Annotated in this window: 21 protein-coding genes; 9 read left to right on the top strand and 12 right to left on the bottom strand. The window is 72.2% G+C overall.

What is annotated here, in order from left to right; all coding sequences use genetic code 11:
- Positions 1-45: 45 nt before the first annotated feature.
- A complete protein-coding gene (locus tag MCBG_RS05500) occupies positions 46-663 on the bottom strand; it encodes a hemerythrin domain-containing protein (protein WP_043324439.1) in 618 nt (205 codons plus the stop codon).
- A 127-nt stretch (positions 664-790) separates the two neighbouring features.
- Between MCBG_RS05500 and MCBG_RS05495 the strand changes: the two genes are divergently transcribed.
- Positions 791-2119: a M20/M25/M40 family metallo-hydrolase gene (locus MCBG_RS05495; RefSeq protein ID WP_043324436.1), complete on the top strand. Its 1329-nt coding sequence runs from the start codon at positions 791-793 to the stop codon at positions 2117-2119.
- Positions 2120-2181: 62 nt separating this feature from the next.
- A complete protein-coding gene (locus tag MCBG_RS05490) occupies positions 2182-2835 on the top strand; it encodes a hypothetical protein (protein ID WP_030504008.1) in 654 nt (217 codons plus the stop codon).
- 54 nt (positions 2836-2889) lie between these two features.
- On the opposite strand, the gene MCBG_RS05485 is transcribed toward MCBG_RS05490, so the two are convergent.
- Together MCBG_RS05485 and MCBG_RS05480 are read right to left on the bottom strand one after the other, a co-directional pair.
- Positions 2890-3081, bottom strand: coding sequence for a DUF5703 family protein (locus MCBG_RS05485; protein ID WP_043324435.1), 192 nt, complete (start codon positions 3079-3081; stop codon positions 2890-2892).
- A 70-nt stretch (positions 3082-3151) separates the two neighbouring features.
- Complete coding sequence (locus MCBG_RS05480) at positions 3152-4120, bottom strand: aldo/keto reductase (RefSeq protein ID WP_030504007.1); 969 nt, start codon at positions 4118-4120, stop codon at positions 3152-3154.
- A 163-nt stretch (positions 4121-4283) separates the two neighbouring features.
- On the opposite strand from MCBG_RS05480, the gene MCBG_RS05475 reads away from it, so the two are divergent.
- The gene (locus MCBG_RS05475; protein ID WP_043324433.1) at positions 4284-5336 is read left to right on the top strand and encodes an LLM class F420-dependent oxidoreductase; all 1053 of its coding nucleotides are present in this window, start codon (positions 4284-4286) and stop codon (positions 5334-5336) included.
- Positions 5333-6169, top strand: a complete 837-nt coding sequence (locus MCBG_RS05470) for an undecaprenyl-diphosphate phosphatase (protein ID WP_043324430.1) — start codon at positions 5333-5335, stop codon at positions 6167-6169. The genes MCBG_RS05475 and MCBG_RS05470 overlap by 4 nt, the downstream gene beginning before the upstream one ends.
- A 56-nt stretch (positions 6170-6225) precedes the next feature.
- Here the strand turns inward: MCBG_RS05470 and MCBG_RS05465 are convergent, their stop codons facing one another.
- Positions 6226-6816: a hypothetical protein gene (locus tag MCBG_RS05465; protein ID WP_043323960.1), complete on the bottom strand. Its 591-nt coding sequence runs from the start codon at positions 6814-6816 to the stop codon at positions 6226-6228.
- 547 nt (positions 6817-7363) lie between these two features.
- Positions 7364-8548 carry a DDE-type integrase/transposase/recombinase gene (locus MCBG_RS05460; protein ID WP_083297081.1) on the bottom strand — a complete coding sequence of 395 codons (1185 nt, stop codon included), beginning with the start codon at positions 8546-8548 and terminating at the stop codon, positions 7364-7366.
- Between the two features lie 255 nt (positions 8549-8803).
- Here MCBG_RS05460 and MCBG_RS05455 point away from each other — a divergent pair, with 255 nt between their 5' ends.
- From MCBG_RS05455 to mshC, 4 genes are all read left to right on the top strand, one after another.
- Complete coding sequence (locus MCBG_RS05455; protein WP_043324425.1) at positions 8804-9517, top strand: histidine phosphatase family protein; 714 nt, start codon at positions 8804-8806, stop codon at positions 9515-9517.
- A gap of 86 nt (positions 9518-9603) precedes the next feature.
- A complete protein-coding gene (locus MCBG_RS05450) occupies positions 9604-10185 on the top strand; it encodes a DUF3090 domain-containing protein (RefSeq protein ID WP_043324423.1) in 582 nt (193 codons plus the stop codon).
- Positions 10182-11000 (top strand): SCO1664 family protein, encoded by an 819-nt coding sequence (locus MCBG_RS05445; protein WP_043324421.1) that lies wholly within the window; start codon positions 10182-10184, stop codon positions 10998-11000. Before MCBG_RS05450 ends, MCBG_RS05445 begins: the two co-directional genes overlap by 4 nt.
- Before the next feature lie 67 nt (positions 11001-11067).
- Complete coding sequence (gene mshC / locus MCBG_RS05440; RefSeq protein WP_043324419.1) at positions 11068-12306, top strand: cysteine--1-D-myo-inosityl 2-amino-2-deoxy-alpha-D-glucopyranoside ligase; 1239 nt, start codon at positions 11068-11070, stop codon at positions 12304-12306.
- A gap of 433 nt (positions 12307-12739) precedes the next feature.
- On the opposite strand, the gene MCBG_RS05435 is transcribed toward mshC, so the two are convergent.
- Positions 12740-13537: a GntR family transcriptional regulator gene (locus tag MCBG_RS05435; protein WP_043324416.1), complete on the bottom strand. Its 798-nt coding sequence runs from the start codon at positions 13535-13537 to the stop codon at positions 12740-12742.
- A 115-nt stretch (positions 13538-13652) separates the two neighbouring features.
- Entirely contained in the window at positions 13653-14522 is an 870-nt protein-coding gene (locus tag MCBG_RS05430) for a PAC2 family protein (RefSeq protein ID WP_030504102.1), read from the bottom strand.
- A gap of 241 nt (positions 14523-14763) precedes the next feature.
- On the opposite strand from MCBG_RS05430, the gene metH reads away from it, so the two are divergent.
- Entirely contained in the window at positions 14764-18279 is a 3516-nt protein-coding gene (metH, locus tag MCBG_RS05425; RefSeq protein WP_181373792.1) for a methionine synthase, read from the top strand.
- A gap of 141 nt (positions 18280-18420) precedes the next feature.
- On the opposite strand, the gene MCBG_RS05420 is transcribed toward metH, so the two are convergent.
- From MCBG_RS05420 to MCBG_RS05400, 5 genes are all read right to left on the bottom strand, one after another.
- Positions 18421-18822, bottom strand: coding sequence for a hypothetical protein (locus tag MCBG_RS05420; protein WP_043324412.1), 402 nt, complete (start codon positions 18820-18822; stop codon positions 18421-18423).
- A gap of 71 nt (positions 18823-18893) precedes the next feature.
- Positions 18894-19295, bottom strand: a complete 402-nt coding sequence (locus MCBG_RS05415; protein WP_043324410.1) for a hypothetical protein — start codon at positions 19293-19295, stop codon at positions 18894-18896.
- A 146-nt stretch (positions 19296-19441) separates the two neighbouring features.
- Positions 19442-20122: a DUF6069 family protein gene (locus tag MCBG_RS05410; protein WP_223201083.1), complete on the bottom strand. Its 681-nt coding sequence runs from the start codon at positions 20120-20122 to the stop codon at positions 19442-19444.
- A 5-nt stretch (positions 20123-20127) separates the two neighbouring features.
- A complete protein-coding gene (locus MCBG_RS05405; protein ID WP_369799272.1) occupies positions 20128-21129 on the bottom strand; it encodes an RNA polymerase subunit sigma-70 in 1002 nt (333 codons plus the stop codon).
- Between the two features lie 72 nt (positions 21130-21201).
- Positions 21202-21537: a YnfA family protein gene (locus tag MCBG_RS05400; protein WP_043324404.1), complete on the bottom strand. Its 336-nt coding sequence runs from the start codon at positions 21535-21537 to the stop codon at positions 21202-21204.
- Between the last annotated feature and the right edge of the window lie 125 nt (positions 21538-21662).

The following is a 21662-nucleotide window of genomic DNA, read 5'->3' as shown; positions in this document are numbered from 1 at the left end:
CGTGACGGTAGGACCACGAACCGATACGCGAAAGGGGCGATCGGCTCAGCTCTGGCGGCGGTGTTCCAGGTCACTCAGCCGGGTACGCCGTCCGGAGACCGCGTCGCGCACCTTGTCGAGCACCCCGACCGCCGGCTCGACGATCTTGTTCCAGGGCGGGGTGGCCGGCGTGCCGGGGTGCGGCCGGGTCGGCGCCGCCTCCTCCGCGATCTCCCACCGGTTGCCCAGCCGGATCAGCTCCGCGTCGCTCGCCACCTCCCGCAACGGCGTGACCAGCGCGGCGACGCGGCTGACGTGCCGGCGCACCCGCTCGGCCACGTCGGCGACCGCCGGGTCGTCCGCGCCGGACAGCTCCTTGAGCGCGGTCAGCAGCCCGGCGTCGGCCTCGATCTCCCGCTCCACCAGCTCGACGGCGTCCGGCATGGCGGCCCGGGCCGCCGGGAACAGATACTGCTCCTCGGCCGACAGGTGCCGGGACACCGCGGCGGTCAGCACGTCCAGCACGTCGCGCCGCTCGGCCGCCGTCAGCGCCGCGTCGCTGACCCGGTCGGCCAGCCCCAGCAGCGCCCGGTGCTCGGTGTCCACGAGGTCGGCCACGCTTCGCCCACCCGGCCGGTACGCGTCGTCGGCGGCGGGCGGCAGCGGCGGCAGCGGGACGGTCATGGGGCCCTCCTCGTGACGGCCGGGGTCGATGTCCCGGGCGCCTCCGCCGGTACCCGGCCGGGAGATCCACGAAACCGCGGCGCGCACCGACGGCCGCGACGACCCCGCCTGCTGATATAAGGAAGCGATGACGAGCGACGCCCTCCCCGCCCGGCCCGACGCCACCGACGAGGTCGTGGACCTCTGCCGCGACCTGCTGCGCATCGACACCACGAACACCGGCGACAACGACACCAGCGTGGGGGAGCGGCGCGCCGCCGAGTACGTGGCGGAGAAGCTCGCCGAGGCCGGCGTCGACGCCGAGATCCACGAGTCCGCCCCCGGCCGGGCGAACGTGGTCGCCCGCATCCCCGGCACCGAGCCGGGCCGCGACGCGCTGCTCGTGCACGGCCACCTCGACGTCGTGCCCGCCGACCCGGACGAGTGGTCGGTGCACCCGTTCTCCGGCGAGATCCGCGACGGCTACCTGTGGGGCCGCGGCGCGATCGACATGAAGGACTTCGACGCCATGGTCCTCGCCGTGGTCCGCGGCTGGCAGCGCGCCGGCGTCCGGCCCCGGCGCGACATCGTGCTCGCGTTCACCGCCGACGAGGAAGCCGGCAGCGACTACGGCGCGCACTTCCTCACCCAGCGGCACCGAGACCTGTTCGACGGCTGCACCGAGGCGATCGGCGAGGTCGGCGGCTTCTCCTACTCGGTGGACGAGCAGCGCCGGCTCTACCTGATCGAGACCGCCGAGAAGGGCATCGACTGGCTGCGCCTGCACGCCAAGGGCCGGCCCGGCCACGGCTCGATGATGCACGACGACAACGCGGTCACCGCGCTGGCCGAGGCGGTCGCCCGGATCGGCCGGCACCGCTTCCCGGTGGTGATGACCGACACCGTACGCGCCTTCCTGGCCGAGGTGTCCGACGTGCTCGGCATCGAGATCGACCCGGACGACCCGGAGACCGCGATCGCCAAGCTCGGCCCGATCGCCAACATCATCGGCGCGACCATCCGCAACACCGCCAACCCGACCCGGCTGGCCGCCGGCTACAAGGACAACGTGATCCCCGGCCGGGCCACCGCCACCATCGACTGCCGCAGCCTGCCCGGGCAGAGCGAGGAGCTGGAACGGCAGCTGCGCGAGCTGGTCGGGCCGGACATCGCCATCGAGTACGTCCAGCGCCAGCCGGCCCTGGAGACCACGTTCGACGGTGACCTGGTGGCGGGCATGTCGGCCGCGCTGCGCGCCGAGGACCCCGGCGCCCACCCGGTGCCGTACATGCTCTCCGGCGGCACCGACGCCAAGGCGTTCTCCCGGCTCGGCATCCGCTGCTTCGGTTTCGCGCCGCTGCGGCTGCCCGCCGACCTCAATTTCTCCGGCCTGTTCCACGGCATCGACGAGCGGGTTCCGCTGGACGGACTACAGTTCGGCGTGCGGGTTCTGGACCGCTTCCTGCGTACCTGCTGACCGCGCCCACAGCGGCGCCGTCGGCACGGAACCCTCCCCCCATCGCGAAGGGACTGCCACACATGACCGACCAGCACGGTGAGCTGGATGCCGCCCTCGAGCGGGTGATCGACGCCGCTCGCGCCCACCTGGCCGCCGTCCGGGCCGCTCAGGGCCGGATCGACGACGACGCCGTCTGGCAGGCGTACGTCGCGTTGAACAACGCCTCGTTCGCCTACGACGAGCAGCTGCTCGACGCGTTCGGCGAGGTGACGCCCTGGGACGTGGAGTCGATCGACCCGGACGAGGCCGACGAGCGCTTCGGCGCCGTGGAGGGCGGCGAGCCCACCGACCCGCACCCGCGGGTCATCTCGGTGCGGCAGCGGCGCGACTACCGGGTGCCGAGCGTCGCCGCGCTGCTGCGTGCCGCCGAGGCGGCCCGCCGCGACGGCACCCCGGAGGACGACGAGCCGGCCCCGGTGGAGGGCGTCGGCGAGGCGGTGCTGGAGCTGCTGCAGAGCGGCGACGGCTCGCTGTCCGCGCTGGACGTGCCGGAGCTGGAGCCGCTCGACGGCGTGGTCATGGTCAGCGAGGTCGGCACCCCGGTCGACCTGGAGTCGTTCGACGACGACGACCCGGTCGGGCCGTTCCAGCCCGCCGCCGACGACCGGCTGGTCGGCCGGCTCGACGAGCACCCGTTCATGGAGCTCGACGAGGAGCACGACCACGCGCACTAGGCCGTGCGCGTCCCCGGGGCGGCGCCGCGTCGCGCGGCCCCGGGGACGGGCCCGTCAGTACGACAGGCCCGGCTGCGGCTTGTTCACCAGGCGGCGCCGCAGCACCACCTGCCGCGTGCCGTCCCGGTAGAGCCGCACCCGGGCCAGCTCCCAACCGGAGAACTCGGCCTGGATCGCCAGCTGCGCCGCGGCGGTCAGCCGATCGACGTTCGAAGGCAACCGCAGCGGCGCGTATTCGTAGTCCATGCCCCTATGCTGCCCAGGTCGCGGGCCCTCCGCCACCCCCTGACGGTGACCCGGACCGCCCCGGCGCGGCTCATCCGTCGCGCTCCGGGTAGCCCACCGGCACCGCCGACACGTCGTCCAGCGCCGTGACGATCTCCTCCGGCAGCGTCATCCGCTCCACCTGCAACGCGCCGAGCAGCTGCCCGACGGTCCGGGCGCCCAGGATCGGCGCGGTCACGCCGGGCCGGTCCCGCACCCAGGCCAGCGCCACCTCCAGCGGCGACACGCCGAGCCCGCCGGCCGCGATGGCGACCGCCTCCACGATGCTGGAGCAGCGCGGCTCCAGGTAGGTGGCGACGAACCGTTCGAAGTGCGGCGACACCGCCCGCGAGTCGGCCGGGCGGCCGTTGCGGTACTTGCCGGTCAGCACGCCCCGGCCCAGCGGCGACCAGGGCAGCACGCCCAGCCCCATCCCGGCGCAGGCGGGCAGCACCTCCCGCTCCACGCCGCGCTCCAGCAGCGAGTACTCCACCTGCGCGGCGACCACCGGGGCGCGCCCCGGCCAGGCGGCCTGCCAGGCGGCGGCGCGGGCGGTCTGCCAGCCGGAGAAGTTCGACACGCCGACGTAGCGGGCCTTCCCGCTCGACACGGCATGGTCCAGGGCCGAGAGCGTCTCCTCCAGCGGCGTGTCCGGGTCGTACCCGTGCACCTGCCACAGGTCGACGTGGTCGGTGCCCAGCCGGCGCAGCGAGGCGTCGAGCGTGCGCAGCAGGTGCCCGCGCGAGCCGTCCCGGCGGCGGCTGCCCGGCCGCAGCCCCGCCTTGGTGGCGATCAGCAGCTCGTCGCGGTCCACCAGGCTGCCCAGCAGCGAGCCGATCACCGATTCGGCGTCGCCGTCGGCGTACACGTCCGCGGTGTCCACGAGGTTGCCGCCCGCGTCGAGGAAACTCTTCAGCTGGGCGGCCGCGTCGTCGGCGTCGGTGTCGCGTCCCCAGGTCATGGTGCCGAGCGCGAGCCGCGATACCGCCAGCCCGCTTCGGCCGAGCGGTCGCTGTTGCATGCGTGAACCTTATTTCGAACCCGGCGTCACGGATATCCTCGCCGCAGTCAAGTTCCCGCGCGACATCAGACCGGTGTGACATGTTCGGGTGAGCCGGACGTCGAGGGCGCCACGCTCATTGCGTAACCTGATGCGACCTGTGGTGCGGATGGCGGGAGGATCAGTGCGACTCGGGCTCAACCTCGGATACCAAACGGCGTGGAGCACGCCGTTCGACCACCTGGCATTGGCCCAGGAGGCGGACCGGCTCGGCTACTCGGTCGTGTGGGCCGCGGAGGCGTACGGCTCGGACTCGCCGAGCATCCTGTCCTGGATCGCCGGACAGACGGAGCGGATCGACGTCGGGTCGGCGGTCATGCAGATCCCGGCCCGCTCGCCCGCCATGACCGCGATGACCGCGGCGACCATCGACACGATCTCCGGCGGCCGGTTCCGGCTCGGCCTGGGCGTGTCCGGCCCGCAGGTCTCGGAGGGCTGGCACGGCGTGCGGTTCGCCAAGCCGCTGGCCCGCACCCGGGAGTACGTGGACATCGTCAAGCTGGCGGTGGCCCGCAAGGAGGTCGCGTACGACGGCGAGCACTACACGCTGCCGCTGCCGGACGGCCCGGGCAAGGCGCTGCGGCTGGGCTTCCACCCGCCGCGCGAGCACATCCCGATCTACCTGGCCGCCGTCGGCCCGAAGAACCTGGAGCTGGCCGGCGAGATCGCCGACGGCTGGCTGGCCGTCTTCTACTCCCCAGAGTTCGCCGAGGAGCACCTCGCCTCGGTCCGGGCCGGCCGCGCCGCCGCCGGCAAGGAACTGGCCGGCTTCGACGTGGTGCCGTCCGTGCCGGTGGTGGTCGGCGACGACGTCGCCACCTGCGCCGAGCTGGTCCGCTGGTACGCCGCGCTGTACGTCGGCGGCATGGGCAGCCGCAAGCAGAACTTCTACAACCAGCTCGCCACCCGGATGGGCTACGGCGACGCGGCCCGCGAGGTCCAGGACCTCTACCTGGCCAAGCGGCAGCGCGACGCGGCCGCCGCCGTACCGATGGAGTTCATCGACCGCACCTCGCTGCTCGGCCCGAAGGAGCGCATCGCCGAGCGCATGCGGGAGTACGCCGCCGCGGGCGTGACCACGCTGTCGGTGTCGCTGTTCGTGGCCGACCGGGAGAGCGGGGTGCAGACCCTGCGGACCGTCGCCGAGGCGCTGGAGCTGTCCGGAGTCGGGGAGTGACCTGGATCGAGGCCATCGTCCTGGGCCTGGTCCAGGGGCTGACCGAGTTCCTTCCGGTGTCCTCGTCCGGGCACCTGCGGATCACCTCGGAGCTGTTCTTCGGCCGGGACGCGGGCGCGTCGTTCACCGCGGTGACCCAGCTCGGCACCGAGGCCGCCGTCCTGATCTACTTCGCCAAGGACATCTGGCGGATCGTCCGCACCTGGTGCCTGGGCCTGTTCGACCGCTCGGTGCGCTCCAGCCTCGACTACCGCATGGGCTGGTACGTCATCGTCGGCACCATCCCGATCGGCATCTTCGGACTGATCTTCAAGGACCAGATCCGCACCGCCGGCCGCAACCTCTGGCTGATCTCCTGCACGCTGATCATCGGCGCCGTGCTGCTGGCCTTCGCCGAGTACTGGGGCCGGCAGACCCGTACGCTGGAGAACTTCCGGATGCGCGACGGCGTGGTGATGGGCTTCGCCCAGGCCGCGGCGCTCGTACCAGGCGTGTCCCGCTCCGGCGGCACGCTGACCGCGGGCCTGCTGCTCAACCTGACCCGGGAGACCGCGGCCCGCTACTCGTTCCTGCTGGCCATCCCGGCCGTGGTGATCTCCGGCGTGTTCAGCCTGCCGGACGTCTTCGAGCCGTCCGCGCCCGGCACCGCCGCGCCGAGCGTGGCGCAGATGGTGGTGGCGACGCTGATCGCGTTCGCCGTCGGGTACGCGGCCATCGCCTGGCTGCTGCGCTACGTCGCACACCACACGCTGTACGTCTTCGTGCTCTACCGGGTCGCGCTGGGCAGCCTGGTGATCTGCCTGCTGGCCACCGGCACGATCAGCGCCACCTGACGCTGTCATGCGAAAGGCCGGCACCCGATGTTCGGGGTGCCGGCCTTCTGCTTGTCTCAGCTGTTCCAGTGCTCGGCGACCAGGTCGGCGGCCTGCTGCTCCCACTGGGCGTAGTGGTCGGGGTAGGCGGAGACCTGGACGGTCTGGGCGGCCTTGGTCAGGGGCATGTCCTGCCAGCCGTCGACCTGCTTGAGGCCCTTCAGGAACGCGGTGGTGGAGTATTCGGGGTCGGTGATCTGCTCGACCGTGCCCCAACCGCTGGAGGGGCGCTGCTGGAACAGGCCCTGCGAGTCGTGGTCGTTACGGTCACCCAGGTGGCCGAGGTTCTCCAGCTTCGACTCCTGCAACGCGGTCGCGATGGACACGACCGCGGCGCGCTCATCCATGCCGGCCTTCTTGGTGGCGGCGATGATGGCCTTGACGTTGGCGGTCTGCTCGTCGCCCAGGTCGATGCGGGACTGGGTGCCCTGCACGCCGTGCGGGATCAGCGCGGCGCTGTCCAGCTTCGCGGCCTGCGTGGTGGTGACCGCGGCGGCGTCGCGGGTGGTGGGGGTGCTGGTGTCGTGGTTGAGGGGGCCGGCGGCGAGGCCACCGGCGACGGTCAGACCGGCGATACCGAGGATGCTCTTGCGCAGGATCGTGTTCATGAGGGGGCTCCATTCGGGGGTCGACGCACCCGGGGGCGAGTGCGTGGGCACCGTCAGGCGCTCAGAGAAGTCTTCGGGGGGATCCGGCTCGCTGCCCGTGGCTGCGGGGGCCGGAGACATGTCCAACGACCGCCGCCCCGGGATCATTCCGGGGGTGCCGGGGGATGCTGCTGCGGTCGTTCACCAGGTATAACGCCCCCGCCCCGCCACCGATTCCGCCACCCGGGTGTCCCCGACCACCCCGAAACCCGACACCCACCCCACCCGACACCCCGGCTCACCCTCCCGTGACCCCGAAGCGTCGATCATGAGGTTGACGGCACCTCGTGTCCGTTTTGTCGCCGTCAACCTCATGATCGTGTGGGAGGTCGGGTCGCCGACGGCAGGGCTGGCCGGAGATCTTGGTACGGAACGGCCCCTACAAGGGCGGGAACGTACCAAGATCTCCGGCGTGCGCCGCTACCTCAGGAGATCTTGGAAGGAAAGGGCCCTCATAGGGGCTGTCATGTCCCGGGACATGTGTCAACGGGAAGTCCCGATAGATGTGTCAGGGGTTGTGGATCGTGGGGGTGGGGGTGAGGGGGATGTAGTTCTTGTCGGGGTTGAGGTGGAGGTAGCCGATGGGTTGGCCGTCGGGGTGGTAGATGGTGACGTGGTTGTTGTCGCGGATGGCGGTGACGGTGGTGCCGGCGTGGGTGGTGCCGACGCTGGTGCGGTGTCCGGCGACGGCGATGGCGCCGTTGCTGGCGACGGGGCAGTGGTGCAGGGTGGCGTCGGTTTGCAGGGGTGGGCTGGTGGGTCCGCCGAGGGTGGGTGCGTGGGTCCAGGCGTGGGCGGGTGTGGTGCGGTGGGGTAGGGCGCTGTGGCGGCGTTGGGTGTTGTAGTAGCGGCGGTAGGTGTCCAGGAGTGTTTGCAGGGCGGTGAGGGTCTGTGGTGGGGGTTGGGTGCTCAGCCATTTTTTGAGGGTTTGGTGGTGGCGTTCGACCTTGCCGCAGGTTTGTGGGTGGTAGGGGCTGGAGTTGATCGGGCGGGTGCCGTGGTCGATCAGGGTCTGCACGAAGGTGGAGATTGATCCGGGTCGGGTGCGGCGGCTGGTGAACGCGATGCCGTTGTCGCTGAGCACGATGGCCGGCACGCCGTAGGCGGTGAACGCCTGTCTGATCGCGGTGATCGCGGCTCGGGCGGTCTCCGCGGCGGCGGCGTGGCAGGCGACCAGGGTGCGGGTGCAGTCGTCCAGGACGTCGAAGACGACGACAGTGCGGCCGTCGGCGAGTTTCACTTCGGTGGCGTCGATCTGATAGCAGTCGCGGGGCCGGGCATAGCTGAAACGCCGCCACGAGCTACGCGGTCGTTTAGCCGGAGTAGCCACGAGCAGGTCATGCCGGGCCAGCACCCGGTTGACCGTCGAGCGTGACGGCACCGACCAGGACGCGTCGGTGCGCCGGCGCACATCGTCCAACGCGTCTCGGATGAAGTCAGCCCCGTTGTCCGGGCCCAGTTCAGCGCGCAGTTTGCAGATCCACGCGTCCACCTCCGGCGGCGTGACCCGCGGACTGGTACGCGGCCGCCGGGATCGTTCCTGCCACTGACCCTCGGCCCGGATACGTGCGCGGTGCCGGTACACCGTGCGCACCGACACCCCGTGCTCACGCGCGAACTCGGCCGCGTTCACCCGAACCCCCGCCGCCAGCAGCGCGTCCAGCAGGTTCATCACATGCCGCCGAGAAGCCATGCCCGGCAGCACATACCACCCGACCCAAGATCCCTACCACGTGACACATGTATCGGGACTTCAACGCTGACAGATGTCATGGGACTGAACAGCCCTCATAGGGGCCCAAATCTTCCAAGATCTCCGGCGGAGTGCCGCGTGAGACGAACGAGCCGCGCAATACGACGGGCGATCACGGTCGGCGGGGACGGGGTGTGAGGGCGGGGAAGGCGGGCGTCGTGGCGGGACGATCAACGTCGGGGCGTACCGCCTAGGGTGGTCTGCGTGGCGACCCTTCTGCTTCTGCGACACGGCCGGACCACCGCGAACGCCGACGGCGGCCTGGCCGGGCGGCAACCGGTCGAGCTGGACGACACCGGCCGGGCGCAGGCGACGGCGGTGGGCGCGCGCCTCGCCGGGCTGCCGCTCGCGGCGGTGGTGACCAGCCCGCTGATCCGCTGCCGGCAGACCCTCGAACTGGCCCTGCCGGACGCCGAGCCCGTGGTGGACGACGGGCTGATCGAGTGCGGGTACGGCGACTGGGAGGGGCAGTCGCTGAAGAAGCTGGCGAAGGAGCCGCTCTGGCCGGTGGTGCAGCAGCATCCGAGCGCCGCCGCGTTCCCGCAGGGGGAGTCGATGGCGGCGATGTCCGCGCGCGCGGTGGCGGCGGTACGGGCGTGGGACGCGCGGGTCACCGCCGAGCACGGACCGGAGGCGGTCTGGCTCGCGTGCAGCCACGGTGATGTGATCAAGGCGATCGTGGCGGACGCGCTCGGCGTACACCTTGATCTTTTTCAGCGGATCGTGGCCGACCCGGCGTCGGTGACCGCGATCCGCTACACGCCGCTGCGGCCGTTCCTGGTCCGGCTCAACGACACTGGCGGCGACCTGTCGGCGCTGGTCCCGCCGCCGCGCAAGCGGCGCCGGCGCGCGGCGCGGCCGGCCGAGTCGGACGCGGCGGTCGGCGGGGGCGCGGGCGCGGCCGGATAGCCGGCCCGGCGCGGCGCGTTCGCTCTGGGCGGATTCGGCGTCGGTGGGCTGCGCGGCACTTCCACGCGCCGGATAGGGTCGTGGGTATGACGCACCAGGTGCACGCCTTCGAGCCGCCGGAGCGGTTCGTCGCCGGTACGGTCGGCCCGCCGGGGGAGCGCACGTTCTTCCTCCAGGCGCGCGGCGGCGGCCGGCTGGTCAGCGTGTCGCTGGAGAAGGTCCAGGTGTCGTTGCTCGCCGAGAAGCTCGAGGAGCTGCTCGCCGAGGCGCAGCGCCGCTTCGGCGTGCAGCTGCCGGAGGCCGCGCCGCCGACGGGCGGCGACAACGAGCCGCTCGACACCCCGGTGGACGAGGAGTTCCGCGTCGGCACGCTGGGCCTGGCCTTCGACGTGGACACCGCGACAGTGGTGATCGAGGCGATCGCCGTGGGCGAGGCGGAAGTCGAGGTCGAGCTGGGCGACGCGGACGACGACGCCGACGAGGAACCGGACGAGCCGGACGACGACCTCGACCGGCTCCGGGTCCGACTGACCCCGGAGGCGACCCGCGAGTTCATCGAGCGGGCCAAGCGCGTCGTCAACGCCGGCCGTCCCCCCTGCCCGCTGTGCGGGCAGCCGCTTGACCCGGCCGGTCACCTCTGCCCCCGGAACAACGGCTATCACCGGTGACGTCGTCGGAACTGCAGCCCCGACAGGACGGCGCCGAGGCGCTGCGGCTGCTCGCCGACGGTGAGCTGACCCTGGAGGGGCGGCTTGTCGACGCCTCCAACGCCACGCTGCGCGCCGTCGTCGCGCTCGGCGACGTCACCGCCCACTGTGTCTACAAGCCGGTACGCGGTGAGCGCCCGCTGTGGGACTTCCCGGACGGTACGCTCGCCGGCCGCGAGGTGGCCGCCTACCTGGTGTCCCGGGCCACCGGCTGGGACCTGGTGCCCCCCACGGTGCTGCGGGACGGCCCGTTCGGCCCCGGCTCCTGCCAGCTCTGGATCGACGAGCCGGACGACGCCGAGCCACTGGTCGGGTTCGTGCCGGCGCGGGAGATCCCGCCGCGCTGGTTCCCGGTGGCCGCGGCCCGCGACGACGACGGCGCCGCGTACGCGCTGGCGCACGCCGACGACCCGCGTCTGGCCCGGCTCGCCGTGCTCGACGCGGTGATCAACAACGCCGACCGCAAGGGCGGTCACGTGCTCGTCGGCCCGGACGACCGGATCTACGGCGTCGACCACGGCGTGAGCTTCCACGTCGAGGAGAAGCTGCGTACGGTGCTGTGGGGCTGGGCCGGCCGCGAGCTGCCGCCGGACGCGGTGGAGATGCTCGACGGCCTGGCCGGTCAGCTTCGCGGCCCGCTCGGCGAGGAGCTCGCCGAGCACCTGACGATCGGCGAGACGGCGGCGCTGGCGGCCCGCGTCGAGCGGCTGCGCGGGACCGGCCGGTTCCCGCTGCCTCCCGAGGAGTGGCCGGCGATGCCCTGGCCGCCGATGTGAGCCGCTGTCGCGTTGATCACCCGTAGGGCGGCACCCGAGCGTCTGACGGATCGTTAGGCTGGCCGTCATGGAGTCTTGGGCGGGACACGAGGTGCCGCGGCTGCCCGGCGAGGGCGTGCCGCTGCGGTTGTACGACTCGGCGCGGCAGGGCGCCCATCCCAGCCGGCCCGAGGGCGCGGCCTCGATGTACGTCTGCGGCATCACCCCGTACGACGCCACGCACCTGGGGCACGCCGCCACCATGATCGCGTTCGATCTGGTGCAGCGGATGTGGCGCGACGCCGGCCTCGACGTGCGGTACGTGCAGAACGTCACCGACATCGACGACCCGCTGCTGGAACGCGCCGAGCGCGACGGCGAGGACTGGAAGGTCCTGGCCATGCGGGAGACCGCGCTGTTCCGCGAGGACATGGAGGCGCTGCGGATGATCCCGCCGGCGCACTACGTCGGCGCCGTCGAGTCGATCCCGGAGATCGCCGAGAAGGTGCTGGTGCTGCTCAAGGACGGCGCCGCGTACCGGCTCGACGACGGCACCGGCGACGTCTACTTCGACATCTCCGCCGCCCCGCGCTTCGGCTACGAGTCGAACCTGTCCCGCGAGGAGATGCTCGAACTGTTCGCCGAGCGCGGCGGCGACCCGGAGCGCGCCGGCAAGCGCGACCCGCTCGACCCGCTGCTGTGGCGCGGCGCCCGCGAGGGCGAGCCGTCCTGGCCCGGCGGCGAACTCGGCGCGGGCCGCCCCGGCTGGCACATCGAGTGCACGGTCATCGCGTTGAACCTGCTCGGCGACCGGATCGACGTGCAGGGCGGCGGCAACGACCTGATCTTCCCGCACCACGAGTGCTCCGCCGCGCACGCCGAGCGGCTCACCGGCGAGGCGCCTTTCGCCGACCACTACGTACACGCCGGCATGATCGGCCTGGACGGCGAGAAGATGTCGAAGTCCCAGGGCAACCTGGTCTTCGTGTCCCGGCTGCGGGCCGACAAGGTCGACCCGATGGCGGTGCGGCTGGCGTTGATGAGCGGCCACTACCGCAGCGACCGCTCCTGGACCGAGGATCTGCTCACCGAGGCGCGGGAGCGGCTGGGCCGCTGGCGGCGGGCCGCCGCCGCGCCGGCCGGGCCGTCGGGGGCGGCGTTGCTGGCCGAGGTACGCGAGCGCCTGGCCGACGATCTGGACACGCCGGGCGCTCTGGCGGCGGCTGACCGTTGGGCCGACGGAGCGTTGAACGGCGTCACGGACGACCCGGAGGCCCCGGTGCTGTTCACCGACACGGTCGACGCGCTCCTCGGCATCGCCCTGTAGCCGTTCCGCCCGGCCGCCCGCGCACCCGTCCCTCGCTCACCCGTCCCCGCCCCCGCCCCCGCGCCGCGCCTCGTCCTCGCGTCGCTCTCGCCTCGCCTCGCTTCCGCCTCGCCTCGCCTCGCCGATCTTGCACTTGCGGCCGGCCTTCTCGCCGTTTCGCCCCAGTTTGCGGGGTTCGAAACCGCAAGATCGCGTCGCTCGGCGGGCGGGTGGAACGTGACGGGTGTCTCGAGGGCGGTTTGACACCCACGGTGTTCCACCCGGCACGACCCGACCCGGGGGGCTCCGCCCGGGCGTGGCCGTTCCGGGAGCATGTGTGCGCCGGCCCCGCCGGCACGCCTCGGCGATCTTGCACTCGCGGCCCCTGGAGCGTCGGAAATGCGCCGTCTGCCGGGGCGGAAAGTGCAAGATCGCCGGGGCGGGGGCAAAGCGGTCAGCCCAGGACCAGGCCGGGGTCGGGGTCGGGGTCCTGGTCGGGAGCCGGGGCGGGGATCCTGTACTCCTCGGTGAGCGTGGTCATCGGGCCGGGCCAGGTCGCCTGCGCGACCTCGATCGGCTTGCGTCGCTCGTCGTACGCCACGTGCAGCAGGTGCAGCACCGGCGTGTCGGGTCGGATCTGGAGGATCTCCGCCTCCTCCCGGCTGGGCTGGCGCGCGCTGATCGTGTCGGTGGCGGTGACGTACCGCCGGCCGGTGACCTCCTCGGCCTCCTGGTAGAGCGGGCGGCCGAACGCCTCGGCGCGTTCCAGTGACGTGCCGGCGGTGTCGGCGGGCAGGAACCAGGACGCGCCGACCTCGACCGGGGAGTCGTCGGTGCGTACCAGGTGCCGGCGGCAGAGCAGTTCGGTGCCGTCGGCGACGCCGAACGCGTCGGCCACCTCGGCCGGGGCGGGGGAGCGGCCGACCGAGACGAGTTGCTGGCGGTACCGGGCGGCCAGGTCGGTGTGGTAGCCGCGAAAGCCACCGTACCGGCCCCGGGACAGGCGGTTGAGGCGGCGCCGGGTGCCCCGGACGTACGTACCGGAGCCGGGTTTGGTGATCAGGATGCCCTCGACCCGCAGCTGGTCGACGGCGCGCTGCACGGTCTGCTTCGCCACGCCGAACATCTCGGCGATGGCCGGGATGGACGGCAGCCGCTCGCCGGGACCCCAGTCGCCGCGGCGCACCTGGGCCTTGAGCTGCGCGGCGATCTGCCGGTGCGGGAACTCGGCCGCGCCGGGGTTGATCTGCATCCGGGCCTCCTCAGAACAGCTAGGTTCCTAGGATGCCCTAGAGGGTGTGACAGCGCCACCCCGGACACGCAGAAGCCGGGCCCCGGCAAGGGGACCCGGCTTCGACGGGAAACGGCTACCAGGAACCCGCTGTCGGCCCGGCGGAACCGCCGCGGCGACGCAGGTACTTCTCGAACTCCTGGGCGATCTCGTCCCCGGTCAACGGGGTGATGCCGGCGTCGCCGACCCGTTCCTCCAGCTCACGCACGTACTCGCCGAGTTCCGCGTCCTGCTCGGCGGCGCTGCGCACCCGCTGCTCCCACTCGGCGGCCTCCTCGGCCAGGTCGGCCATCGGCACCGGCAGGTCGAGCACCTCCTCGACCCGGTGCAGCAGCGCCAGCGTGGCCTTCGGGCAGGGCGGGTTGTTGGCGTAGTGCGGCACGTGCACCCAGAACGACACCGCGTCGACCTCGGCGCGGGTGCAGGCGTCGTGCAGCACGCCGACGATGCCGGTCGGCCCGTCGTACCGGGTGGGGGTGAGCTGGTAGCGCTTGGCCGCGTCGGCGTCCGACGCGCTGCCGCTGATCGGCAGCGGCCGGGTGTACGGCACGTCGGCCAGCAGCGCGCCGAGCAGCACCACCCGCTCGACCTCCAGGCTGTGGCAGATCTCCAGCACCTGCTCGCAGAACGTCCGCCAGCGCATGCTCGGCTCGATGCCCCGGATCAGCACCACGTCCCGCTCGGTGCCCTCCGGGCTGGCCACCATGAACCGCGTGGTGGGCCACTCGACGCGCCGGGTCTCCCCGTCGGCCATGGTGATCGTCGGACGGCTGACCTGGAAGTCGTAGAAGTCCTCCGGGTCCAGCTCGGTCACCTGCCGGGCCTGCCAGACCTGCTCCAGGTGTTCCACGGCGGCGGTGGAGGCGTCGGCGGCGTCGTTCCAGCCCTCGAAGGCCGCGATGGCGACCGGCGAGCGCAGTACCGGCAGCCCGTCGAACTCGGTCACGCCGTCACCTCACCCTGCTCGTCGGGCGCGGCGTCGCCCCGTCGCACTGTCGCACCCCTGTTGTCCTTCACGTCCGCCAGCCTACGTGCCGCCGACGGGGCCGGCCCGTCGGCCGCGCCGGTCGCCGAGGGTGACCACCCGGGCGAACCGGCGCAAAGGCGTACGCCGGTCGGCCGGGCAGTATGTGGGAAGGCCCGGTTCGGGTGAGTCTGGCGTACTCGGGCGCACTAACCTGGGCCATGTGCCTATTTCGTTGCGTGACCTGCTGGCCGATCGGATCCTGATCGCGGACGGCGCGATGGGGACGATGCTCCAGGCCGCCGATCTCACCCTTGACGACTTCGACGGCCTCGAAGGCTGCAACGAGATCCTCAACGTGACCCGGCCGGACGTGGTCCGCGGCGTGCACGACGCCTATCTGGCCGCCGGCGCGGACTGCGTGGAGACCAACACGTTCGGCGCGAACCTGCCCAACCTCGCCGAGTACGGCATCCCCGGCCGCATCCGGGAGCTGTCCGAGGCGGGCGCGCGGATCGCGCGGGAGGCCGCCGACGAGTACGCGACGCCGGAGCACCCCCGGTTCGTGCTCGGCTCGATGGGTCCGGGCACCAAGCTGCCCACGCTCGGGCACGCGAGCTACGCCTCGCTGCGTGACGCGTACCAGGAGAACGCCGCCGGCCTGATCGCCGGCGGGGCGGACGCGCTGATCATCGAGACCTGTCAGGACCTGCTCCAGGTCAAGGCGGCGGTGGTCGGGTCGAAGCGGGCCCGCGCCGACGCGGGCCGGGACGTGCCGATCATCTGTCAGGTGGCGGTGGAGACCACCGGCACGATGCTGCTGGGCAGCGAGATCGGCGCGGCGCTGACCGCTATCGAGCCGCTCGGCGTCGACCTGATCGGGCTGAACTGCTCGACCGGCCCGGCGGAGATGGGCGAGCACCTGCGCTACCTGGCGCAGCACTCGCGTATCCCGATCTCGGTGATGCCGAACGCGGGCCTGCCGGTGCTCACGGCCGACGGAGCGTACTTCCCGCTCAGCCCGGACGAGCTGGCCGACGCGCTGGAGCGGTTCGTCACCGACTACGGCGTGGGCCTGATCGGCGGCTGCTGCGGCACCACCCCGGAGCACATCCGGGTGCTGGTGGAGCGCCTCGGCGGGCGGGCGCCGGTGGCGCGGGAGCCGAAGCCGGAGGCCGGGGTCTCCTCGATCTACCACCACGTGCCGTTCGCCCAGGACGCCAGCATCCTGATGGTGGGGGAGCGGACCAACGCCAACGGCTCGAAGGCGTTCCGCGAGTCCATGCTCGCCGGGGACTGGCAGGCCTGCGTGGAGATCGCCCGCAGCCAGGCCCGGGACGGCTCGCACCTGCTCGACCTCTGCGTCGACTACGTGGGCCGCGACGGCACGCAGGACATGCGGGAGCTGGCCGGCCGGTTCGCCACCGCGTCGACGCTGCCGATCGTGCTGGACTCCACCGAACCGGCGGTGATCGAGGCCGGCCTGGAGATGCTCGGCGGCCGGTGCGTGGTCAACTCGGTCAACTTCGAGGACGGCGACGGCCCCGACTCCCGCTACGCGCGGGTCATGCCGGTGGTCAAGGAGCACGGCGCCGCCGTCGTGGCGCTGCTCATCGACGAGGAGGGCCAGGCCCGCACCCGCGAGTGGAAGGTACGGGTGGCCTCCCGGCTGATCGACGACCTGACCGGCCGGTGGGGGATGCGCCGGGAGGACATCCTCATCGACGCGCTGACGTTCCCGATCGCCACCGGGCAGGAGGAGACCCGCCGCGACGGCATCGAGACGATCGAGGCGATCCGGGAGATCGCCGCCCGTTATCCGGGCGTCAACTTCACCGCCGGCATCTCCAACGTCTCGTTCGGCCTCAACCCGGCGGCCCGGCAGGTGCTCAACTCGGTGTTCCTGCACGAGTGCGCGCAGGCCGGGCTGACCTCGGCGATCGTGCACGCCAGCAAGATCCTGCCGATGTCGCGGATCCCGGACGAGCAGCGCGAGGTGGCGCTCGACCTGGTGTACGACCGGCGCCGCGAGGGCTACGACCCGGTGCAGCGGTTCATCGAGGCGTTCGAGGGCGTGGACGCGGCGTCGGCGCGCGCCACCCGGGCCGAGGAACTGGCCGCGCTGCCGCTGGACGAGCGGCTCAAGCGGCGGATCATCGACGGTGAGCGCAACGGCCTGGAGGCCGACCTGGACACCGCGATGGCGCAGGGGCGTACGCCGCTGTCCATCATCAACGACCTGCTGCTGGACGGCATGAAGGTGGTCGGCGAGCTGTTCGGCTCCGGCCAGATGCAGTTGCCGTTCGTGCTCCAGTCCGCCGAGGTGATGAAGACCGCGGTGGCGTACCTGGAGCCGCACATGGAGAAGACCGACGACGACGGCAAGGGCCGGATCGTGCTCGCCACCGTCAAGGGCGACGTGCACGACATCGGCAAGAACCTGGTCGACATCATCCTGTCCAACAACGGCTACGACGTGGTCAACATCGGCATCAAGCAGCCGATCAACGCGATCCTCGACGCGGCCGAGGAACACCGCGCCGACGCGATCGGCATGTCCGGCCTGCTGGTCAAGAGCACAGTCATCATGAAGGAGAACCTGGCCGAGATGGCCTCCCGCGGCGTGGCCGAGCGCTGGCCGGTGCTGCTCGGCGGCGCGGCGCTGACCCGCGCGTACGTGGAGGACGACCTGCGCTCGATCTACCCGGGTCAGGTGCACTACGCCCGCGACGCGTTCGAAGGGCTGTCCCTGATGGACCGCGTGATGGCGGCCAAGCGCGGCGGCGCGCCGGTGGTCGACCCGGAGCGCGAGGCGGCGCTGGCGGCCCGCCGGGAGCGCCGCGAGCGGCAGCGCGCGCAGGTGCGCGAGGCACTGCCCGAACTGGACGACGCCTCGGTCCGCTCCGACGTGGCGGTGGACGTTGCCGTGCCGAAGCCGCCGTTCTTCGGCACCCGCGTCGTCAAGGGCGTGCCGCTGGCCGACTACGCGGCGCTGCTGGACGAGCGGGCCACGTTCCTGGGCCAGTGGGGACTGCGCGGCGCCCGCGGCGGCAAGGGCCCGTCGTACGAGGAACTGGTCGAGACCGAGGGCCGGCCCCGGCTGCGGTACTGGCTGGACCGCCTGATCTCCGACCAGGTGCTGGAGGCGGCCGTGGTGTACGGCTACTTCCCCGCGTACTCCGAGGGCAACGACCTGGTGGTGCTGGACGAGAACGGGCACAGCGAGCGGGCCCGGTTCTCCTTCCCCCGGCAGCGGCAGGAGCGGCGGCTGTGCCTGGCCGACTTCTTCCGGCCCAAGGGCGACCAGCTCGACGTGGTGGCGTTGCAGCTGGTCACCGTGGGGCAGCCGATCAGCGAGTACACGGCGAAGATGTTCGCCGGCAACGAGTACCGCGACTACCTGGAGGTGCACGGCCTGTCGGTGCAGCTCACCGAGGCCCTCGCGGAGTACTGGCACCGGCGGATCCGCGCCGAGCTGGTGCTGCCCGGCGGCGGCACCGTGGCCGACGACGACCCAGCCGACCTGGCGGGTCTGCTGCGCACCGACTACCGGGGCTGCCGGTACGCGTTCGGCTACCCGGCCTGCCCGGACCTGGAGGACCGGGCGAAGATCGTGGAGCTGCTGGGCGCGGAGCGGATCGGGGTGCAGTTGTCCGAGGAGTTCCAGTTGGTGCCGGAACAGGCCACCGACGCGATCGTGGTGCACCACCCGGAGGCGAACTACTTCAACGCCAAGTGATCGCCGTAGGCGCTCTGACCTCCGGTGGAGCGCCTACGGCAAGCTCCAGCCGTTAGAGGTGGACCAACGGTGCCGAACCGTGACCATGCAGCCTCGAACCGGCGGAACAACGCCGCCCTTACTCATGTGGTCGGTGTGCCGTCACGTGTCGTAGAGGCCGTCCCACGGCTCGTGGAACCCTAGGCGATCCGGATACAGCTCGACCCAGTCGACGTGGCTGCCGTCGCCCGCCCGGTCGCCGGACTCGTCGACCAGACCGAACACGACGCCGTCCTGACGGGTCTGGAACAGTTGTACGGCGATGTCGCCGTACGACCTGCCGGGCAGGCTCGCGAGCAGCCCGTCGAGCGCCTCGCTCAGCGCGCCTCGATGCGGAACCCGCGTAATGGTCGAGTTCCGGTACGTCCCGTCGTGGTCGAACAGGTGCACGTACGCGTGGTGGTCCCACGCCGAGGCGAGGAACAGCCCTTCGTCGTAGCGGCCGATCGTGTCCGTCCGGTGGCCGGGCTCGTGCGCGATGGGAATCAGCCGGGGTACGGGCACCCGATCAACGTAGCGTACGAGCGCGGGGCGCCCGCCATGACGGCGGACGCCCCGAAGCGTCGACGTGCCGGTCAGCCGATCAGCGTGACCGAGTAGTCGTACGTCGTCCCGGTCACCGAGTACGTGGCGGTCTGCCCGTTCTCGCAGTACGACACGAAGCTGCTCGGGGTCCGCGTCGCGCCGGCCACCGCGTCGACCACCGGGCGGACGTCGGCGCTGACCGGCAGCGCCGTGGTGGTGAGATCGATCGTCCGCGACTGGTTGATCGGGTAGGTGTCGGTGTTCGCCGTCTCCAGACCGTTGCTCGCCTGAACGCTGAAGGACATCACGAAGGCGGCGTTGTTCACCACGGCGATGCGCTGAACGCAGGGTTCTGCCTGCGCGCTGGCCGCGGAGGCCCCAGCCAGTGCCGATGCCCCGGCGGCGAGCGTCCCGGCGAGTGCGGCTCCGACGAGCCTGGCGCGGAAGGTCATGGTGTCACCTCTCGGTCGAACGTGGTGCCGGGCGCCGACTTGCGGCGCCCGGCGTTCGGTCCATATCGGAGTGCCCGGTCGTTTTCGATCGAACCCTGCGAATCGAGAGTGTTTTGTGGCCCGGCCCACTCACCGGGAGCGGAGTGTCAGTCGGTCCTCGCGACCAGGCATCGCGTCAGGGCGGGGATCATCACCGCCGCCGCGACCAGGTGCAGCGCGACCAGCGTGACGCTCGTCGTGGCGGCGGCCCCGACGAGGAACGGCGGCGCCAGCGACAGCGCGGTCAGCGCCACCGCCGTCCACACGAACCGCGACGCGGGACGCGCGCTGAACCGCAGCAGTACGGCGGCGATGACGACCCCGACGAGCGAGAAGAAGCCGGTCACCACGGTGAATCCGCCGAGCGGGATGGCCTCGTCACCGCCGTCCGGGATCGCGAAGTCGACGCCGGCGGCCCGCGCGAGCGCCGCGCCGAGCGTGGTTGCAGTCATCGCGACGAGTGTGGCGACGACGCCGGTGACGGCGAGCCGCCGGAAGCCGTGCGAACGGCGAGAGCCCACGCCGGTGCCGGTGCTGCTGATCATGTCGCTCCTCCAGAAGTCGGGGGTCAGGATCCGCACCGTCGCGGTGCGGCGGCCGGGGTTGCGCAGCGCGCGTACGCCGGTGTCGCGCAGCCAGAAGCCGGCGTCGCGGCGCAGGACCGGCCCGGGGGCGCCGTCGCGTAGCTCCAGCTGCACCCGTCCGCGCGTGACCACGCCGTACGCGGAATGCCATTGGGCCGCGACCACCGCGACGCGCGCGCCGCCGGGCAGCGCGAGCGTCCGCACCGGCACTACGGGGTACGGTCGGCCGGCAGGCGCTCGGGCAGCCCGAGGCGCGGGAACTGGTCGGCGTGGAACGTGACGATCTCGATGATCGCCCCGCCGGTGACGCGCAGGGCGTCGACGGTGAGCGGCAGGTACGCGCCGTCGCTCTCCTGCCACAGGTAGAACGCGACGGCGGGCTGCCGGTTCACGGCGGTGGGCACGGCCCGCATGCTGCCCAGGCTCTCGAAGCCGTCCGCGACCCAGTCGGCGACCACCGCGTCCCGGCCGATCTGCAGGCCCGGGGTGGGGGGCATCGAGCAGCGCACGTCGTCGCGCAGCATGGCGGCGAGAGCGGCGACGTCCTTGGCGACGGCGGCGTCGGTGAAGCGGCGTACCAGCTCGCGGGTGCGGGTGTCGGTCTCGTCGCCGGTCCAGTCCTGCCGCTGCGCGGGCAGGTGTTCCCGCATGCCGGCGCGGGCGCGCTGCAACGCGCTGTTCACCGAGTTGACCGAGTCGCCGAGCAGCTCCGCGACGTCCTTGGCCGGCCAGCCGAGCACGTCGCGCAGGATCAGCACGGCACGCGGGCGTGGCGCGAGGTGCTGCACCGCGACCAGGTACGCCAGCTCGATCGTCTCCCGCGCCACCGCGACGGCTTCCGGCTCGTCCGCGCCGGCCGCGGGCAGCTCGTCGAGCAGCCGGTCCGGGTAGGGCTGCAGCCACCGCACCTCGCCGCCGGTCGCGGGCTCGGGCCGGCACTTGGCCAGCAGGTCCAGGCAGGCGTTCGTGGCGATGCGGTACAGCCAGGCCCGGAACGTGGAGCGGCCGGCGAACGTCTCGCGCCGCCGCCAGGCGCGCAGGAACGTCTCCTGGACGGTGTCCTCGGCGTCCTCGAACGATCCGAGCATCCGGTAGCAGTGCACGTGCAGCTCCCGCCGGTGCCGCTGCGCCAGCCCGGCGAACGCCGGCTCGTCGACCTCGCCCAGATCGCGTACGCCCAGCTCCGCCCGCCGTGGCTCCGCACCCATCACGTCATCCTCCCGCGTCGTCGTGTCCCGTCGTCTGTGTGACGGGAACGGGCGCGGAAACTCATCACCGCGCCGTCAGCTCGTGCGCGGGGCGTACATGATGATCGCGACGCCGACCAGGCAGATGGCCGCGCCGGCGAGGTCGTAGCGGTCGGGCCGGAACTTGTCGACGACCATGCCCCAGGCGAGCGACCCGGCGACGAACACGCCGCCGTAGGCGGCGAGGATGCGGCCGAAGTTCGGGTCCGGCTGGAACGTGGCGACGAATCCGTAGGCGCCGAGCGCGATCACCCCGGCGGCGATCCAGAGCAGGCCGCGGTTCTCCCGCCAGCCCTGCCACACCAGCCAGGCGCCGCCGATCTCGGCGAGCGCGGCGAGCAGGAACAGCAGGATGGACCGGACGACAGTCATGCGTCAGACCGTAGCCGGGCGCGAGGGTCGCGACGCCTGGCACGGCGACACCTGCGGGCCGCCCGGTCCGCAGGCGTGATCACCAGCCGCCACCTGCGGCGACGTCGGGAATACGGCTGTGCTCG

Source organism: Micromonospora sp. M42, from assembly GCF_000568915.1.
GTDB classification, from domain to species: Bacteria; Actinomycetota; Actinomycetes; order Mycobacteriales; family Micromonosporaceae; genus Micromonospora; species Micromonospora chalcea.
Note: the sequence above shows the minus strand (reverse complement) of the source record. Positions and strands in the feature narration are given on the sequence as shown.

Coding starts and splice junctions, on each gene's coding strand:
- MCBG_RS05500 (WP_043324439.1), bottom strand. CDS start 663: ATGACCGTCCCGCTGCCGCCGCTGCCGCCCGCCGCCGACGACGCGTAC.
- MCBG_RS05495 (WP_043324436.1), top strand. CDS start 791: ATGACGAGCGACGCCCTCCCCGCCCGGCCCGACGCCACCGACGAGGTC.
- MCBG_RS05490 (WP_030504008.1), top strand. CDS start 2,182: ATGACCGACCAGCACGGTGAGCTGGATGCCGCCCTCGAGCGGGTGATC.
- MCBG_RS05485 (WP_043324435.1), bottom strand. CDS start 3,081: ATGGACTACGAATACGCGCCGCTGCGGTTGCCTTCGAACGTCGATCGG.
- MCBG_RS05480 (WP_030504007.1), bottom strand. CDS start 4,120: ATGCAACAGCGACCGCTCGGCCGAAGCGGGCTGGCGGTATCGCGGCTC.
- MCBG_RS05465 (WP_043323960.1), bottom strand. CDS start 6,816: ATGAACACGATCCTGCGCAAGAGCATCCTCGGTATCGCCGGTCTGACC.
- MCBG_RS05460 (WP_083297081.1), bottom strand. CDS start 8,548: ATGGCTTCTCGGCGGCATGTGATGAACCTGCTGGACGCGCTGCTGGCG.
- MCBG_RS05450 (WP_043324423.1), top strand. CDS start 9,604: ATGACGCACCAGGTGCACGCCTTCGAGCCGCCGGAGCGGTTCGTCGCC.
- mshC (WP_043324419.1), top strand. CDS start 11,068: ATGGAGTCTTGGGCGGGACACGAGGTGCCGCGGCTGCCCGGCGAGGGC.
- MCBG_RS05435 (WP_043324416.1), bottom strand. CDS start 13,537: ATGCAGATCAACCCCGGCGCGGCCGAGTTCCCGCACCGGCAGATCGCC.
- MCBG_RS05415 (WP_043324410.1), bottom strand. CDS start 19,295: ATGACCTTCCGCGCCAGGCTCGTCGGAGCCGCACTCGCCGGGACGCTC.
- MCBG_RS05400 (WP_043324404.1), bottom strand. CDS start 21,537: ATGACTGTCGTCCGGTCCATCCTGCTGTTCCTGCTCGCCGCGCTCGCC.